Below are 13,127 nucleotides of genomic sequence, written 5' to 3'. Positions count from 1 at the left end.
CTGGAAAGCCCCCCGCCGTCAGCATGGCCATGGCACCCAAGCAGCGCGAAATGCCGCCCAACCCGCCCTCGAAGCCGAGCAAAGAGCTGCATGTGTTCCCCAACCCTGCACCTGAGCGCGACTATGTGATCCAGTTCCAGGTGCCCGAGTTCACCTGCCACTGCCCGCTCACCGGCCAGCCTGACTTTGCACACTTCACCATCGACATGATTGCCGACCAGCGTTGCGTCGAACTGAAGAGCTTGAAGATGTACTTCTGGAGCTATCGCCACGAAGGCGCCTTCCACGAGAAGGTCACCAACACGATCCTAAACGACATCGTCAAGGTGACCGACCCGCGCTTTATCCGCATCACGGCCAAGTGGTATGTGCGCGGCGGCATCTACACCAATGTGGTGGTCGAGCATCGCCAAAAAGGCTGGCAGCCGCTGCCGCGCGTGGACTTGCCCGCACATGGCTTTCAGTCAGGCCTATTGCACGGCCCATCGGCTTGATCGGCTGATCCCTTGTCCTTCGCCACCAGCGATGCCCATCAAGACGCCGCAGTTCGCGTGCGTCGCAGCCGCATCGACGGCTACGGCGTGTTTGCAGATGAAGCAGTGCTGCTTGGCGCCAAACTAGGCACCCTGACCGGCGAGGCGATCAGCGTGGCCGAAGCCAGGCGCCGCGCGCAGGGGCGTCAACGCATCATGTTGGTGGAGTTGTCGGCCAGCCGCGCGATCGACGCCACCTGCTCGGCCGACGCAATGCGCTTCACCAACCACTCTTGCGCTCCGAATGCGCGCATCCAGGTAGAGGACGGCGCGGTCGAATTCTTCGCGCTGCGCAACCTGGCTGTGGGAGACGAAATCACCGTGGACTATGGCCTGACCCACCACGAAGGGCGCCTGGCCTGCCGTTGCGGGCAGCCGGACTGCAAGAATTGGCTTTGACGAAAAGGCCCGCGTGGGTCGTTTGTTCTGTAGTTTGTACTGAAAATAGATGAAAACCGCACCGTATAACCCGCTGCTGGACAAGCTCCACCCCTACCCCTTCGAGCGCCTGCGCGCCTTGAATGCAGGCATCAAGCCGAATCCCGCCTATCGCCCGATCAGCCTCGGCATTGGTGAGCCCAAGCATCCTGCGCCGAAGTTGATTGAAGACGCCTTGATGGGGGCGATGAAGGGACTCTCCGGCTACCCGGCCACGGCCGGCGAGCCGGTCTTGCGCGAGGCCATCTGTGCCTGGCTGCAGCGCCGCTATGGTTTGCAGTTGGACCCGGCCAGCCAGGTGCTGCCAGTCAACGGCTCGCGCGAGGCCTTGTTCGCCTTGGCTCAGACGGTGATCGACCCCAGCCGCCCCGGCGCCACCGTCGTTTGCCCGAATCCCTTCTATCAAATTTATGAAGGCGCGGCGCTTTTGGCGGGCGCGCAGACGGCTTTTGCCAACAGCGACCCTGCGCGAAACTTCGCCGCAAACTGGAGCGAAATCGACGAAACCACTTGGGGCCGCACCCAACTGCTTTACGTCTGCTCGCCTGGCAACCCGACCGGCGCTGTGATGCCGCTGAGCGAATGGCAAACGCTGTTCGAGCTGTCCGACCGCCATGGCTTTGTGATCGCTTCGGACGAGTGCTATTCGGAAATCTATTTTGGTGAAGAGGGGCCGCAGTCCGCGCCGCTGGGCGGCTTGGAGGCGGCGGCCCAGCTGGGCCGAGCCGACTTCCGCAATCTGATCGCCTTCACCAGCTTGTCCAAGCGATCCAATGTGCCGGGCCTGCGCTCGGGCTTTGTGGCGGGCGACGCGAGCATCATCAAGCGCTTTTTGCTCTACCGCACCTATCACGGCAGCGCGATGAGCCCCATCGTGCAAGCGGCCAGCGTGGCGGCCTGGAACGATGAGGCCCATGTGGTCGCGAATCGGGCCGAGTACCGTGCCAAGTTCGCGCAAATCACGCCGCTGCTGGCAGCGCATATGAAGGTCGCGCTGCCGGACGCGGGTTTTTATCTTTGGGCCGAAGTTCCCGGCCATATTCACGCCGGCGACGACGTCGCTTTCGCCCAGGGCCTATTGGCTCAATACAATGTCGCGGTGTTGCCGGGCAGCTTGCTGGCGCGTCATGCGCATGGCATCAACCCTGGCGCGGGTCGAATCCGCTTGGCCCTGGTGGCCGAGCAGAGCGAATGCTTGGAAGCAGCCGAGCGCATCGCGGCCTATATCCATTCCTTCTCGCCCAAAGTTTGACCCTGCCCTTCTTCGCTACTTTCTTTTGACTTTTTTGAGCCGACTCATGACCCATCCATTGCAATCCACCATCGACCTGGCCTGGGAAGGTCGCGCCTCCATCAATGCTGCCAATGCACCCGAAGTGCGCGAAGCGGTTGAACAGGTGATGGCCGAGCTGGACGCCGGCCGCCTGCGCGTCGCCGAGCGCCAGTCGGTGGGCCAATGGGTCGTGCATCAATGGGTCAAGAAGGCGGTGCTCCTGTCCTTCCGTCTGAACGACAACCGCTTGATGGGCGCCGGTGACATGACCTTCTTCGACAAGGTGCCGACCAAGTTCGGCGGCCTGTCCGAAGAGGCGATTCGCGCCACGGGCGTGCGCGTGGTGCCGCCGGCCGTCGCCCGACGCGGCAGCTTCCTGGCCAAGAACGTGATCCTGATGCCGTCCTATGTGAACATCGGCGCCTATGTCGACGAAGGCACCATGGTCGACACCTGGGCCACGGTGGGGAGCTGCGCGCAGATCGGCAAGAACGTGCACCTGAGCGGCGGTGTGGGCATCGGCGGCGTGCTGGAACCGCTGCAAGGCAACCCGACCATCATCGAAGACAACTGCTTCATCGGCGCCCGCTCGGAAGTGGTCGAGGGCGTGATCGTCGAAGAAAACTCGGTCATCTCCATGGGCGTCTACATCGGCCAAAGCACGCCGATTTATGACCGCGAACTCGACACCGTCACTTACGGTCGCGTGCCGGCCGGCTCGGTCGTGATCAGCGGCAGCCTGCCCAAGAACAACGGCAAGTACAGCCTGTATGCCGCCATCATCGTGAAGAAGGTTGATGCCGGCACACGCGCCAAGACCAGCATCAACGACCTCTTGCGCGACTGATTTTCAAATGCACGCCAGCTTGAGCGAGGGCTAGAAATGTCAGGGAACATGGAGCGCATCTTGCGCTTGATGGCGGATAAAGGCGCGTCTGACGTTTACCTGTCGGCCAATATGCCTGTCTTGATTCGCCTGAACGGGCAGATCGTGCAGTTGTCCGACCAGGTCTTGACGCACACCCAGCCGCGCCAGTTGATCGCCGAGGTAGTGGAGCCCGCGCAGCTGGCCGAGCTGGACGCAACCGGCGAGCTGAATATGGCCGTTTCGGTCAGCAAGGTCGGGAGTTTTCGACTTTCTGGCTTTCGCCAGCGCGGCAGCATTGCCGGCGTGTTCCGCCATATTCCACACAATATCCCGTCCCTGGAGCAGCTCAATCTGCCGCCGGTCTTGGGCAAGCTGGTGCAAGAAAAACGCGGGCTGATCTTGATGGTCGGCGCCACCGGCACGGGCAAAAGCACGACCCTGGCCTCGATGCTGGAGCAGCGCAATCAGAATATGAGCGGCCACATCCTCACCATCGAGGATCCGCTTGAATATCTATTTAGCAACAAGCGCTCTGTGGTCAACCAACGCGAAGTCGGGCGCGACACCGCCTCGCTGCAGATTGCCCTGAAGAATGCCTTGCGCCAAGCGCCCGACTGCATCTTGATCGGCGAAATCCGCGACCGCGAGACCATGACGGCGGCGATCTCGTACGCGCTGTCGGGCCACCTGGTGCTGGCCACCTTGCACGGCAATAACAGCTATCACGCACTGAACCGGATTTTGTCTTTCTACACGCCGGAATCGCGCCCGGCCTTGTTGAACGACTTGGCGGCGGGCCTGAAGTCCATCGTGTCGCAGCGCTTGGTGCGCGCCTCGGCAGGCGGGCGCATCCCGGTGATCGAGATCTTGCTCAACACCAAGCTGATCTCCGAGTTGATCGAGCATGGCGACTTTGCCGGCGTCAAAGAGGCGATGGAAAAATCCATGGCCGAAGGCTCGCAGACTTATGAAGAGCATTTCGCGCGGCTGATTGTCGACGGCACCATTACCCGCGAAGAAGGCTTGGCCTTTGCCGACTCGCCGACCAATCTGCTCTGGCGCTTGCAAAACGACGCACCCGGTGCCAGCAAGCCCTCGGCCAAGCAGCCCGAAGCAACGCCAAGTGACGAGGCCAGTTTTACCGAGATCACCCTGGACGTGCGCCAGGACTGAAGCCGCTTCAATAACAAGAAAAAGACATGTCCGACACCCTTGCCCTGCTTGAGGCGCTGATCGCGCGCCCGTCCGTCACGCCGCTGGATGCCGGCTGCCAAGAGCTGATTGCCGTGCGCTTGGCGGCTATCGGTTTCGAGATCGAACGCATGGACAGCGGCCCGGAGAATTTCCGCGTTAGCAATCTGTGGGCGATCAAGCGAGGTCGGGCCGAGGAGCCGGTGCTGATGTTCGCCGGCCACACCGATGTGGTGCCGCCGGGCCGGCTGGACGCCTGGGCCAGCGACCCTTTTGTGCCCAGCTACCGAGACGGCCGCATCTACGGGCGCGGCGCCGCCGATATGAAGGGTTCGGTCGCGGCGATGGTGGTCGCGACGGAAGAATTTGTCGCCGCTTACCCCGATCATGCGGGCAGCCTAGCCTTCTTGCTGACCAGCGACGAGGAAGGCCCGTCGATCGACGGCACCAAGGTTTGCTGCCAGGTTTTACAAGCGCGTGGCCAACGCTTGGATTACTGCATCGTTGGCGAGCCGACCTCCGTCGACAAGGTCGGCGACATGTTGAAGAACGGCCGCCGCGGCACGCTCAGCGGCAAGCTCAGGGTCAAGGGCATTCAAGGTCATGTGGCCTATCCGCAATTGGCGCGCAACCCGGTCCATCAAGCAGCACCGGCCTTGGCCGAATTGGCAAGCATGGTCTGGGACGCGGGTAACGAATATTTCCCAGCTACCACCTTCCAAATCTCCAATATCAGCGCCGGCACCGGAGCGACGAATGTGATCCCGGGCGAGATGGTGCTGGACTTCAATTTCCGCTTCTCGACCGAGTCGACACCCGAAGGCTTGAAGGCCCGCGTCTTGGCGCTGCTGGAGCGCCACGGCCTCGAATACGCACTGGACTGGACGCTGGGCGGCGAGCCGTTTTTGACGCCGGTCGGCAGCTTGAGCGAGGCCGTCTGCGCCGCGATTCGCCAAGAGACTGGCCTCACGGCCCAACTCTCCACCACCGGCGGCACCTCGGACGGGCGATTCATCGCCAAGATCTGCCCCCAGGTGATCGAGTTTGGCCCCATCAACGCCAGCATCCACAAGATCGACGAGTACTTGCCCGCCGACAGCCTGGATCCTTTGAAGAATATTTACCGCTTGACGCTGGAGAACTTACTGCTGTGAAGCTGATTGACTGTATTGAACAAAGCGCCGCCCGCTTGACCGAAGCGGGCGTTTCTTTTGGGCATGGCACAACGAATGCTTTTGATGAAGCCGCCTGGCTGGTGCTGTGGAGCTGCGGCTTCCCGCTCGACAGCCTGGACGAGCATGAGCAAATCGAGTTGAGCCCTGAAAGCTTGGCCAAAATTGAGGCCTTGCTCGAGCAGCGCATTGCCACCCGCAAGCCCGCCGCTTATCTGACACAGGAAGCCTGGCTGCAGGGGGTGCCCTTCTACATCGACGAGCGCAGCATCGTGCCGCGCAGCCTGATCGCCGAGTTGATCGCCGATGAGGCGATCGACTCCTGGCTGTCGGATAAAACCCGGCGGGTGCTCGATCTGTGCACCGGCAACGGCTCGCTGGCGGTGCTGGCCGCGATGGCTTGGCCCGAAGTGCAGGTCGACGCAATCGACTTGAGCGCCGACGCGTTGGCCGTGGCCCGCATCAATGTGGACAAACATGGGCTGGGCGAACGCATCCGCTTGCTGCAAGGAGACGGCTTCGCGCCGGTGGCCGCCGAAGCTGCGCGTTACGACCTGATTTTGTGCAACCCGCCCTATGTCAACGCGGACGCGATGGCAGCCCTGCCGGCCGAGTACCGCGCCGAGCCCGAACTGGCCCTGGCGGGTGGCGCGGACGGTATGGATTTTGTGCGCCGCTTGCTCAGTCAAGCCGCCGAGCATTTGACCGAGAACGGCCTGCTGGTGCTGGAAATCGGCAATGAGTGCGAATATTTTTACGCTGCCTTCCCGCAGCTTGAAGTGGCCTGGATGGCAACATCGGCCGGAGACTATCAAGTGTTAATCGTTACCCCTGCAGCATTGAGAAAAGAAAAGGCCCTACTCGCATCATGATCACGCTACGCAATATCACGCTGCGGCGCGGCACCAAGGTCGTCCTCGACGACGCCTCCGTCACCCTGCAACCGGGTGAAAAAATCGGCCTGGTCGGGCGCAACGGCGCCGGAAAATCCAGCCTCTTTGCGATGCTGACTAACCGCCTGCAAAACGACAAGGGCGAGGTCGATATCCCGCGTCAATGGGCCGTCGGCGAAGTTGCGCAGGACATGCCCGAGACCGAAATGCCGGCCACCGACTATGTACTGGAAGGTGACCGCCGCCTGATGGAAGCCCGCATGGCACTGGACGCGGCCGAAGCCGCCGAAGACGGCCACGCGATGGCCGATGCCCACGCGATGCTCAGCGACGCAGGCGCGTTTGACGCCCGTCCACGTGCGCAAGCGCTGCTGATGGGCCTGGGCTTCAAGGGCGCGCAAGTTGACGCGCCGGTGAACAGCTTCTCGGGCGGCTGGCGTATGCGCTTGCAGCTCGCCCGCGCACTGATGTGCCCGGCCGAACTGATGCTGCTGGACGAGCCCACCAACCACTTGGACTTGGACGCCTTGGTATGGCTGGAAGCCTGGCTGATGCGCTACGAAGGCACGCTGATCGTGATCAGCCATGACCGCGAATTTTTGGATGCCATCACCAAAGTAACCCTGCATCTGGACGAAGCCAAGCTGATGCGTTACGGCGGCAACTACACCGCCTTTGAGTCGATGCGCGCCGAGCGCATGGTCTTGCAGGCAGCGGCGTTTGGCAAGCAGCAAGACCGCATTGAGCATCTGCAGAAATTTATTGACCGCTTCAAGGCCAAGGCCAGCAAGGCCAAGCAGGCGCAAAGCCGGGTCAAGGCGCTGGAGCGGATGGAGCGCCTGGCACCGGTGTTGGCGTCGGCCGATTTTTCGTTCGAGTTCCGCGAGCCTTTGAACCTGCCAAATCCCATGTTGATGTTCGACGAAGTCGCCTGCGGCTACGACACCGACGAAGGCGAGAACGTGATCGTGCGCGGTATCAACCGCTCGGTCCTCGCGGGCCAGCGCATCGGCATCTTGGGCGCCAACGGTCAGGGCAAGTCGACCTTGGTGAAGACCGTCGCCCGCGCGCAGCGCGCGATGGGCGGCATGATCACCGAGGGAAAAGGCCTGACGATCGGCTACTTTGCCCAGCAGGAAATGGACGTCTTGCGCCCCGATGAAGGCCCGCTCTCACACATGGTGCGCTTGGCCAAGGACATGGCGGCCAACGGCGGGACCGGCGCGCGGGAGCAGGAGTTGCGCGACTTCTTGGGCCAGTTCCGCTTTGTCGGCGCGATGGTGAATCAAGAGGTCGGCAGCCTCTCGGGCGGTGAAAAAGCCCGCCTGGTGCTGGCCATGCTGGTTTGGCAGCGCCCCAACTTACTGCTGCTGGACGAACCTACCAACCATCTGGACTTGAACACCCGCGAGGCGCTGTCGATGGCGCTGAACGAGTTCGAGGGCACGGTGATGCTGGTCAGCCATGACCGCGCCTTGCTGCGAGAGGTCTGCGACGAGTTCTGGCTGGTGGCCAAGGGCGTGGTGGCGCCGTTTGACGGCGATCTGGACGACTACCAAAAGTGGCTGCTGGATCAATCCAAGGAAGCCGCCAAGGCCGCCAAGGAAGCCGCCAAGGCTGCGGCCAAGAACTTTGGCAAACAAACCGCCAAGCCCGTCGCGGCTGTTGCCGCTACGCCAGTAGCCGCAGCCGCGCCCACAGACCGCAAGATCAGCGGGCAGGCCCGCCAAAAACTGGCCGAACAGACCAAACCGCTGCGCCGCGAAATGGACGCTATCGACGCCGCGTTGAACAAGCTGGCGGACGAACGCACGGCGGTCGAAGCGCAACTCGGCGCGGGCACCGCTTCACCGTCGCAAATTGCCGAGTCCGGCCGGCGCCTCAAGGCGATTCACGACGAACTCGCGGCTGCCGAGCTGCGCTGGCTAGAGCTCAGCGCCGAGGTCGACGCTCTGCACGCCGCGAACTGAGTCAGGTGCTCAGCAGCACGGCCGCCACTCCCAAAGCGGCCGGCAGCGCCTGGATGAAAGCAATCTTGCGGCTAACGGTGGCGGCGCCAAACAGGCCCGCCACCACCACACAACCCAAGAAGAACAACTGCACCGCATGGCCGGCAGCACCCAAGCTCAAACCCCAGAGCAGGCCTGCGGCGAGGAAGCCGTTGTACAGCCCCTGATTGGCGGCCAGCGCCTTGCTGGCCTGGGCAAATTCGGGTGTCAGCCTGAAGGTCTTCAGCCCCAGCGGCTTGGTCCACAGAAACATCTCCAGCACCAAGAAATAGATGTGCAGGGCAGCCACCAGGGCCAGCAAAGCGTTTGCGATCAGCGTCATCATCGAAACTCTCTCCGTTTGCAAATAACCACTTAGATTGTGTGCAATTGAATTGCACCCTACATTACATCCCATGCCTAGTCGAAAAGCCATTTCAGCAGTAGCGAGGTCCAGTGCCGACGAATGGCTGCACCTGGACCGGCAACTCTGCTTTGCGCTTTATGCCAGTTCTTTGGCCATGACCAAGCAATACAAACCCTTGCTTGCGGCGCTTGGGCTGACCTATCCGCAGTACCTGGTGATGCTGCGGCTCTGGGAGACGGACGGCGTCAGCGTTTCAAACCTTGGGCAACGCCTGTCGCTCGATTCCGGCACCTTGACGCCCTTGCTCAAACGCCTCGAAAACAATGGCTTGATCAATCGACGGCGCGCTCTTGACGATGAGCGCCGGGTCGATATTTTCCTCAGCGAAGCGGGGTACGCGCTACGCGTGCGAGCCCGCCAGATTCCGCCACAAATGGCCTGCGCGACCGCCTGCACGCTTGAAGAACTCCAGGCACTGACGCAGCGTCTGCATCAGCTGCGCCAGCAGCTCAATAACTCCCCCGTTCCTTCCATCAACCCTTGAAGAAAGACTTCAGCAAAATGGCACTCGAAAAAGTTCTCTACACCGCCCACGCTACTTCCACCGGTGGCCGCGAAGGCACTTCGGCAACCCCGGACGGCGCGCTCAGCGTCACCTTGTCGACCCCCAAAGAACTGGGCGGCGCAGGTGGCCCTGGCACCAATCCGGAGCAGTTGTTTGCGGCAGGCTATTCGGCCTGTTTCATTGGCGCGATGAAGGCCGTAGCGGGCAAGACGAAGACAGCTCTGCCGGCGGATCTTTCCATCACCGCCGATGTGGGCATTGGCCCAATTCCAACCGGCTTCAGCATCCAGGTGGCCTTGCATATCAGCCTGCCCGGCATGGAGCGTGAAGCAGCCGAACAGTTGGTCCAAGCTGCCCACCAAGTCTGCCCCTACTCCAACGCCACGCGCGGCAATATCGACGTGACCTTGACCGTGGTCTAAGACTCGATGGCGGCCAGTCAGCCGGCCGCCATCAGCCTGAGCAGCAACTCGACCCGGGCCTTGACCGGGCTGAGCGCACCGGCGCTGGGCAAGGCGTCTGCGGACTCGGTCACCGGGCCGGCATCACAGCGCGTGCTGCGCAGCACAGCCACCCCCCGTGCTTGGGCTGAGCGCAAGGAGGCGTCCAATTTCAGCGACAAGCTCCCATTGCCGGTGCCTGCTACCACCAACCCATTCACGCCGGAATTAACCAGCGCATCGACCACCGCACCGTCAGCGCCTGCGTAGTTCAGCAAGATTTCCACGCGCGGCCAATTTGCTGCGGCGGCGCTGACAATGCTCAGCCCAAACGGCGGCTGCCCGCCTTCAAGCGCGCCCAGCCATCGAACCGCACCCTCTTCCACAACGGCCAACCTCGCACCATCAACCGAAGCGAAAGCATCCACCCGGTAGCTGTGAATCTTGCGCACTTGAGCGGCCGAATGCACTGCACCCGCAAAAACGACCAGCACGCCATGCGCTTGAGGGTCAAGTGCGACATTGACGGCATCCAGCAAATTCTGCGGACCGTCGGTTTGCAGCGCTGTCGCAGGCCGCATCGCAGCGGTCAGCACCAAGGGCTTGCTAGGTGCCAATACGCGATGCAAAAAGTAAGCGGTTTCCTCCAAGGTGTCGGTACCGTGGGTAATGACGATGCCTGCAACTTCGGGCCTGGCCAGATGCGCTGCCACGCGTACAGCAAGCTTTTGCCATGTCGCAAAATCCATGTCCTTGCTGTCAAGTTGGGCAACTTGCTCGGTTTCTAACTGCCGTCGCCCCAAAGGCGGAATAGCCTGCACCAATTCAGCAACGCCCAACTGCGCCGCCTGATAGCCGACGTTGTCGGCTGCATCTTGCGCTGTACCGGCAATCGTGCCGCCGGTGCCCAATATCACCACTAAATCCGCTCGGTTTGTTTGGGACAAACCACTGATCAGTTCATTTGTGTTTTGCAATTTTCGTCAACCTGGATGAAAATACAGTTACTGGATATATATTCAGGCCAGCAATAAAAGAGGACTTCCATGGATGTCAGCCCCAAACTCACCGCCCGCCAGCAGCAAATCCTCGACTTGGTACGCAGCGCCATTGAAAGCACCGGTGCGCCGCCAACCCGAGCCGAAATTGCACGAGAGTTAGGATTTCGTTCCGCCAATGCCGCCGAAGAACATCTGCAAGCCCTTGCCCGCAAAGGCGTGATCGAATTGGTCGGCGGCACATCGAGAGGCATCAGGCTGAAGTCTGACACATTGCGCGCCTTGAACGAGGCCCGGGATGCGAGAGACGGCCGCAAAGCCCCCGAATCAGAGTCAAAACAGCGATCGTTTGGCACTCAATTCAGCCTGCCTTTGGCGAGCTTGGCGCAGCTCACCTTGCCGCTGGTAGGAAGGGTAGCGGCAGGCCAGCCCATCCTGGCACAAGAACATATTGAACAAAGTTATACCGTTGAAGCAAATATGTTCGCCCGTCAACCGGATTTCTTGCTCAAGGTGCGGGGCATGAGCATGAAAGACATTGGCATCATGGACGGCGACTTGCTGGCCGTCCAGAAGATCAGTGAAGCCAGCAATGGCCAAATCGTGGTAGCCCGTATTGGCGACGAAGTCACGGTGAAACGCTTTAAACGCAGCCGCAGCGGTATTGAGCTCTTGCCAGAGAACCCTGAGTTCTCACCCATTCTCATCAAGTCCGGCGACGAAAGTTTCTCGCTTGAAGGCTTGGCGGTGGGATTGATAAGAAATCAGATATTTCTCTGAACTATTGTGAAGCTGAGTTTGACTTGCAGACAAAATCGGCTTCTATTGCCTGAGATATCTTATTGACTGAGATATCTTGCTGTACATCCAAAATGTTGCAGCACTGGCTAGAAGATGCCTAAGCTGTACCAGTAAAAGAAAAAGCCCCGGAAACAACTGTTTCCGGGGCTTTCAATATTGGCGGAGTGGACGGGACTCGAACCCGCGACCCCCGGCGTGACAGGCCGGTATTCTAACCAACTGAACTACCACTCCAAATGCATTGAATTGCTTCAGCGCATCGAACAAAATTTGTATTCATCTCTGCGACGAATACCAAGCATTGTCAAACTTGGCGTCCCCTAGGGGATTCGAACCCCTGTAGTCACCGTGAAAGGGTGGTGTCCTAGGCCTCTAGACGAAGGGGACTAAACCTTCAAATTTCAATCACCTTGAACTGCGCGCCTGCCATTCACCCGAAAGCAAATGGTGGAGATAAACGGGATCGAACCGTTGACCTCTTGCATGCCATGCAAGCGCTCTCCCAGCTGAGCTATACCCCCAAATTCCGGGCATCGCGCTGTTCAAGCTTGATTATTCAATACTGCACTACTCAAAAACAAGCGGCCAATTTCTTGGCCGCTTTTAGCGATACCTAACAGCAAATACTTCGCTGCTTCAAACCAATTCAGCATCTTGCTGAACGTCACAATTTTGGCGGAGTGGACGGGACTCGAACCCGCGACCCCCGGCGTGACAGGCCGGTATTCTAACCAACTGAACTACCACTCCATGCATATAAGTGTATCACATATATACTTAACAAATTTGTAGTTGTTTCGAAATTTTCAAACAACTACCAAGCTTTGTAAAACTTGGCGTCCCCTAGGGGATTCGAACCCCTGTAGTCACCGTGAAAGGGTGGTGTCCTAGGCCTCTAGACGAAGGGGACTAAACCTTCAAATTTCAATCACCTTGAACTGCGCGCCTGCCATTCACCCGAAAGCAAATGGTGGAGATAAACGGGATCGAACCGTTGACCTCTTGCATGCCATGCAAGCGCTCTCCCAGCTGAGCTATACCCCCAAATTCCGGGCATCGCGCTGTTCAAGCTTGATTATTCAATACTGCACTACTCAAAAACAAGCGGCCAATTTCTTGGCCGCTTTTAGCGATACCTAACAGCAAATACTTCGCTGCTTCAAACCAATTCAGCATCTTGCTGAACGTCACAATTTTGGCGGAGTGGACGGGACTCGAACCCGCGACCCCCGGCGTGACAGGCCGGTATTCTAACCAACTGAACTACCACTCCATGCATATAAGTGTATCACATATATACTTAACAAATTTGTAGTTGTTTCGAAATTTTCAAACAACTACCAAGCTTTGTAAAACTTGGCGTCCCCTAGGGGATTCGAACCCCTGTAGTCACCGTGAAAGGGTGGTGTCCTAGGCCTCTAGACGAAGGGGACTAAACCTTCTAACTTCCTGAACTGCGCGCCATCCAAATAGTATCAACATTATACCGATAATATTTGGTGGAGATAAACGGGATCGAACCGTTGACCTCTTGCATGCCATGCAAGCGCTCTCCCAGCTGAGCTATACCCCCTTAAAACTTCCAAAACCTTGAATTTCA

13 protein-coding genes and 9 tRNA genes are annotated in these 13,127 nt (G+C 59.7%); 11 read left to right on the top strand and 11 right to left on the bottom strand.

The features are described 5' to 3' along the window. Nucleotides 1–50: 50 nt before the first annotated feature. Genes queF through LNV08_RS19550 form a run of 8 tightly spaced genes read left to right on the top strand, consistent with a single transcriptional unit; the run spans nt 51 to nt 8,338 of the window. Nucleotides 51–494, top strand: a complete 444-nt coding sequence (gene queF, locus LNV08_RS19585) for a preQ(1) synthase (RefSeq protein WP_263535578.1) — start codon at nt 51–53, stop codon at nt 492–494. A gap of 12 nt (nt 495–506) precedes the next feature. Next, complete coding sequence (locus LNV08_RS19580) at nt 507–932, top strand: SET domain-containing protein (protein WP_263535419.1); 426 nt, start codon at nt 507–509, stop codon at nt 930–932. 49 nt (nt 933–981) lie between these two features. Then, a complete protein-coding gene (gene dapC, locus LNV08_RS19575) occupies nt 982–2,223 on the top strand; it encodes a succinyldiaminopimelate transaminase (RefSeq protein WP_263535418.1) in 1,242 nt (413 codons plus the stop codon). A gap of 46 nt (nt 2,224–2,269) precedes the next feature. Then, nucleotides 2,270–3,091 carry a 2,3,4,5-tetrahydropyridine-2,6-dicarboxylate N-succinyltransferase gene (gene dapD / locus LNV08_RS19570; RefSeq protein WP_263535417.1) on the top strand — a complete coding sequence of 274 codons (822 nt, stop codon included), beginning with the start codon at nt 2,270–2,272 and terminating at the stop codon, nt 3,089–3,091. A 36-nt stretch (nt 3,092–3,127) separates the two neighbouring features. Then, nucleotides 3,128–4,285, top strand: coding sequence for a PilT/PilU family type 4a pilus ATPase (locus tag LNV08_RS19565; protein WP_263535416.1), 1,158 nt, complete (start codon nt 3,128–3,130; stop codon nt 4,283–4,285). 26 nt (nt 4,286–4,311) lie between these two features. Continuing rightward, nucleotides 4,312–5,457 (top strand): succinyl-diaminopimelate desuccinylase, encoded by a 1,146-nt coding sequence (gene dapE, locus LNV08_RS19560; protein WP_263535415.1) that lies wholly within the window; start codon nt 4,312–4,314, stop codon nt 5,455–5,457. Continuing rightward, entirely contained in the window at nt 5,454–6,347 is an 894-nt protein-coding gene (gene prmB, locus LNV08_RS19555; RefSeq protein WP_263535414.1) for a 50S ribosomal protein L3 N(5)-glutamine methyltransferase, read from the top strand. Before dapE ends, prmB begins: the two co-directional genes overlap by 4 nt. Continuing rightward, nucleotides 6,344–8,338 (top strand): ABC-F family ATP-binding cassette domain-containing protein, encoded by a 1,995-nt coding sequence (locus LNV08_RS19550; protein ID WP_263535413.1) that lies wholly within the window; start codon nt 6,344–6,346, stop codon nt 8,336–8,338. Before prmB ends, LNV08_RS19550 begins: the two co-directional genes overlap by 4 nt. A 1-nt stretch (nt 8,339) precedes the next feature. Here LNV08_RS19550 and LNV08_RS19545 read toward each other — a convergent pair whose 3' ends face one another. Continuing rightward, a complete protein-coding gene (locus LNV08_RS19545; RefSeq protein WP_263535577.1) occupies nt 8,340–8,699 on the bottom strand; it encodes a DUF1304 domain-containing protein in 360 nt (119 codons plus the stop codon). A 73-nt stretch (nt 8,700–8,772) separates the two neighbouring features. On the opposite strand from LNV08_RS19545, the gene LNV08_RS19540 reads away from it, so the two are divergent. Further along, nucleotides 8,773–9,267, top strand: coding sequence for a MarR family winged helix-turn-helix transcriptional regulator (locus tag LNV08_RS19540; RefSeq protein WP_263535412.1), 495 nt, complete (start codon nt 8,773–8,775; stop codon nt 9,265–9,267). A gap of 17 nt (nt 9,268–9,284) precedes the next feature. Continuing rightward, on the top strand, nt 9,285–9,710 hold the full coding sequence (locus tag LNV08_RS19535) for an organic hydroperoxide resistance protein (RefSeq protein WP_263535411.1): 426 nt from the start codon (nt 9,285–9,287) through the stop codon (nt 9,708–9,710). A gap of 17 nt (nt 9,711–9,727) precedes the next feature. Here LNV08_RS19535 and LNV08_RS19530 read toward each other — a convergent pair whose 3' ends face one another. After that, nucleotides 9,728–10,648 (bottom strand): asparaginase, encoded by a 921-nt coding sequence (locus LNV08_RS19530; protein WP_263535410.1) that lies wholly within the window; start codon nt 10,646–10,648, stop codon nt 9,728–9,730. 126 nt (nt 10,649–10,774) lie between these two features. Between LNV08_RS19530 and lexA the strand changes: the two genes are divergently transcribed. Then, nucleotides 10,775–11,506, top strand: coding sequence for a transcriptional repressor LexA (gene lexA, locus LNV08_RS19525; RefSeq protein ID WP_263535409.1), 732 nt, complete (start codon nt 10,775–10,777; stop codon nt 11,504–11,506). Between the two features lie 178 nt (nt 11,507–11,684). Here lexA and LNV08_RS19520 read toward each other — a convergent pair. The 9 genes from LNV08_RS19520 to LNV08_RS19480 all read right to left on the bottom strand — a co-directional run bounded on the left by LNV08_RS19520 (nt 11,685) and on the right by LNV08_RS19480 (nt 13,100). Further along, nucleotides 11,685–11,761 (bottom strand) — tRNA-Asp (locus LNV08_RS19520). 77 nt (nt 11,762–11,838) lie between these two features. Continuing rightward, nucleotides 11,839–11,914: transfer RNA gene (locus LNV08_RS19515), tRNA-Glu, on the bottom strand. Between the two features lie 58 nt (nt 11,915–11,972). Further along, nucleotides 11,973–12,048, bottom strand: a tRNA-Ala gene (locus LNV08_RS19510). A 152-nt stretch (nt 12,049–12,200) separates the two neighbouring features. Next, nucleotides 12,201–12,277: transfer RNA gene (locus LNV08_RS19505), tRNA-Asp, on the bottom strand. 84 nt (nt 12,278–12,361) lie between these two features. Continuing rightward, nucleotides 12,362–12,437, bottom strand: a tRNA-Glu gene (locus LNV08_RS19500). A gap of 58 nt (nt 12,438–12,495) precedes the next feature. Beyond that, nucleotides 12,496–12,571 (bottom strand) — tRNA-Ala (locus LNV08_RS19495). Nucleotides 12,572–12,723: 152 nt separating this feature from the next. Further along, a tRNA-Asp gene (locus LNV08_RS19490) sits at nt 12,724–12,800 on the bottom strand. Nucleotides 12,801–12,884: 84 nt separating this feature from the next. Beyond that, a tRNA-Glu gene (locus LNV08_RS19485) sits at nt 12,885–12,960 on the bottom strand. A 64-nt stretch (nt 12,961–13,024) separates the two neighbouring features. Then, a tRNA-Ala gene (locus LNV08_RS19480) sits at nt 13,025–13,100 on the bottom strand. Nucleotides 13,101–13,127: the final 27 nt, after the last annotated feature.

Origin of the sequence: Paucibacter sp. TC2R-5 (assembly GCF_025717605.1) — a bacterium.
Taxonomy (GTDB): domain Bacteria; phylum Pseudomonadota; class Gammaproteobacteria; order Burkholderiales; family Burkholderiaceae_C; genus Paucibacter_A; species Paucibacter_A albus.
This window is presented reverse-complemented; position numbering and strand designations above follow the sequence as displayed.

What these genes read in the sequence shown, in the direction of transcription:
- LNV08_RS19545 (WP_263535577.1), bottom strand. Translation starts at nt 8,699, where the DNA reads ATGACGCTGATCGCAAACGCTTTGCTGGCCCTGGTGGCTGCCCTGCAC.
- LNV08_RS19535 (WP_263535411.1), top strand. Translation starts at nt 9,285, where the DNA reads ATGGCACTCGAAAAAGTTCTCTACACCGCCCACGCTACTTCCACCGGT.
- LNV08_RS19550 (WP_263535413.1), top strand. Translation starts at nt 6,344, where the DNA reads ATGATCACGCTACGCAATATCACGCTGCGGCGCGGCACCAAGGTCGTC.
- LNV08_RS19565 (WP_263535416.1), top strand. Translation starts at nt 3,128, where the DNA reads ATGTCAGGGAACATGGAGCGCATCTTGCGCTTGATGGCGGATAAAGGC.
- lexA (WP_263535409.1), top strand. Translation starts at nt 10,775, where the DNA reads ATGGATGTCAGCCCCAAACTCACCGCCCGCCAGCAGCAAATCCTCGAC.
- dapC (WP_263535418.1), top strand. Translation starts at nt 982, where the DNA reads ATGAAAACCGCACCGTATAACCCGCTGCTGGACAAGCTCCACCCCTAC.
- dapD (WP_263535417.1), top strand. Translation starts at nt 2,270, where the DNA reads ATGACCCATCCATTGCAATCCACCATCGACCTGGCCTGGGAAGGTCGC.
- dapE (WP_263535415.1), top strand. Translation starts at nt 4,312, where the DNA reads ATGTCCGACACCCTTGCCCTGCTTGAGGCGCTGATCGCGCGCCCGTCC.
- queF (WP_263535578.1), top strand. Translation starts at nt 51, where the DNA reads ATGCCGCCCAACCCGCCCTCGAAGCCGAGCAAAGAGCTGCATGTGTTC.
- LNV08_RS19540 (WP_263535412.1), top strand. Translation starts at nt 8,773, where the DNA reads ATGCCTAGTCGAAAAGCCATTTCAGCAGTAGCGAGGTCCAGTGCCGAC.